The sequence below is a fragment of the Aquimarina aquimarini genome, from assembly GCF_900299535.1.
In the GTDB taxonomy this organism is placed as follows: Bacteria; Bacteroidota; Bacteroidia; order Flavobacteriales; family Flavobacteriaceae; genus Aquimarina; species Aquimarina aquimarini.
Genome location: NZ_OMKE01000051.1, coordinates 1 through 1,932, shown reverse-complemented (window position 1 = coordinate 1,932; position 1,932 = coordinate 1). Strand labels below are relative to the sequence as shown.

At 38.0% G+C, this 1,932-nt stretch carries 1 protein-coding gene; it reads right to left on the bottom strand.

Features of this window, described 5'->3' with window-relative positions:
- Positions 1–79: 79 nt before the first annotated feature.
- A complete protein-coding gene (gene ltrA / locus DG508_RS18390; RefSeq protein WP_108869550.1) occupies positions 80–1,450 on the bottom strand; it encodes a group II intron reverse transcriptase/maturase in 1,371 nt (456 codons plus the stop codon).
- Positions 1,451–1,932 lie beyond the last annotated feature (482 nt).

Here is a 1,932-nt window from a genome sequence, read left to right as displayed (position 1 = left end):
AATTTTACGAGACTGTCAGCGCCCCCTTCATCAAACCGTGCTTGAAGTTTTCCCTCACACGGCTTACCGATAGAATTCTTCATTGAGCTTTCGCATGGGTTTTAAGACGTGCATACTTTTCTATGTCTAGTAAGCCATAAAAGCGAACTAAATTTTCATAGGGTCGCTGGCGTAGCTTCCGATGTGCCTTTCTGCCTTTACTTTTCATCCATTTAAATAGTTTATAGTCCAAATGCTTCTTGATGATTTTTATGGTTTCCCAAATATGAGTCACTTTACTTATCGAAAAATAATTAAGCCAACCTATTAATAACTCGTTGACTTTCCATACTATCCATTCGATTCTCCAATGTCTGCGCTTTGACAAGAGTTCTCGCAACTGCGTAAACAACTTGGAGCGTGATTTCATACTAGGACGTACATTGGTATAGTTCTTTGTATTCCATCCAAATTTGGATTTTATATTCCTGAACTCAAACCCTAAAAAGAAGAGACTACTTTTGCAACTGTGCAATAGTTTGGTCTTCTCTTTATTTAGTGTTAATCCCATGTTTCCCATTATCCTGTCAATGTACTGTAGTATTTCTTTACTAAAATACCACTTACCCATTAACAGAAAATCATCTGCATAACGTACCATACGGATGTTTGCTTTTGCAAACTTTCCGTTTGGATGATTTACAATTTCATCAAACGCATGGAGATAGATGTTTGATAGTAATGGTGATATAACCCCACCTTGCGGACTTCCTGCTGTACTTGCTAATAGCTTTCCATTGGGCAACCGCACTGGAGCTGTAAGCCATTGATGTATCAAACTTAGGATTCCTTTATCTACCAACCTTTTCTTTAGTAAGACAAATAATTTATTGTGAGGAATCGTATCAAAGTATTTTGATAAATCCGCATCATAGACAAATTGGTGTCTATCATAAATGTTTTGTTTTACTTGTTTTATCGCTTGTTTTGCGCCTCGTTTTGGGCGAAATCCGTAAGAAGTATTACAAAATTCTGATTCCCATAGAGGTTCGATTAACAGCTTGACAGCCATCTGTACAACACGATCTCGAATTGTTGGTATGCCTAGTTTCCTAAAGTCTCCTTTCTTTTCTTTCGGGATCAGTACTTGCTTGACTGCTTTACTCTTGTAGATCCATTGGACTAAATCCTGTTGAATATGTTCTAAAAAGGTTTTTAAGCCTTGCTTTTCGATATCTTCAAAACTCTGCCCATCTACGCCTACTCCCTTAGAATAGTTGCTCTTGACTCTTCTGTAAGCTTCTATTATCGTTATATCTTCACACAATTTTCCGTAAAGACTAAACGCCTTGAAGTTTTTGTCTTGCTTGGCTCTAATGTATAGCTTCCTTTGAAAAACACGAATCCTTTCTTCACATTGTGAAGGACTTGCTAATAGATGGTCATCAATACTCGTCGTTCTGTTTTTCATATAAGCTTTTCTAAAGTAGAGCTCCTTTCCTAGGTAGAGTTTTGTTGTCTCTAACATTATTGGTACTATGAGCTCCTCCGATTTCTCTAATAACTAATTGTAACTTCGTAATACTTATATACAATCATTTACAATTGCCAATTGCTGTTATTGGAGACCTCCCACGTTTGGCACACATCCATCTATAATCACGCCATCCCTATGACTCCGGTAGTTTATTACAATTCAAGCAACTGTTAATCCTTGTAATATGGCAGGGTTCGAGACCGTCAAAACTCTCCCCAAATCTACTGATACACATATCGAAGCTACTACGGGTTCACGCTTGCGCATTACGGCTTGATTATTTGATAAAATGGAGCTTCAGCGAGTCCCTCACGAAACTTACTGTCCATGTATCTTCAGAGTGAACAGGTAATTGCTCTGGTAGGATTTACACCTACTGGATGTATGCCACTTCGTGGCACACTAACGGTTAGTAT

Excerpts from the sequence above, each read along its gene's own strand:
- ltrA (WP_108869550.1), bottom strand. The coding sequence starts at position 1,450 with ATGAAAAACAGAACGACGAGTATTGATGACCATCTATTAGCAAGTCCT.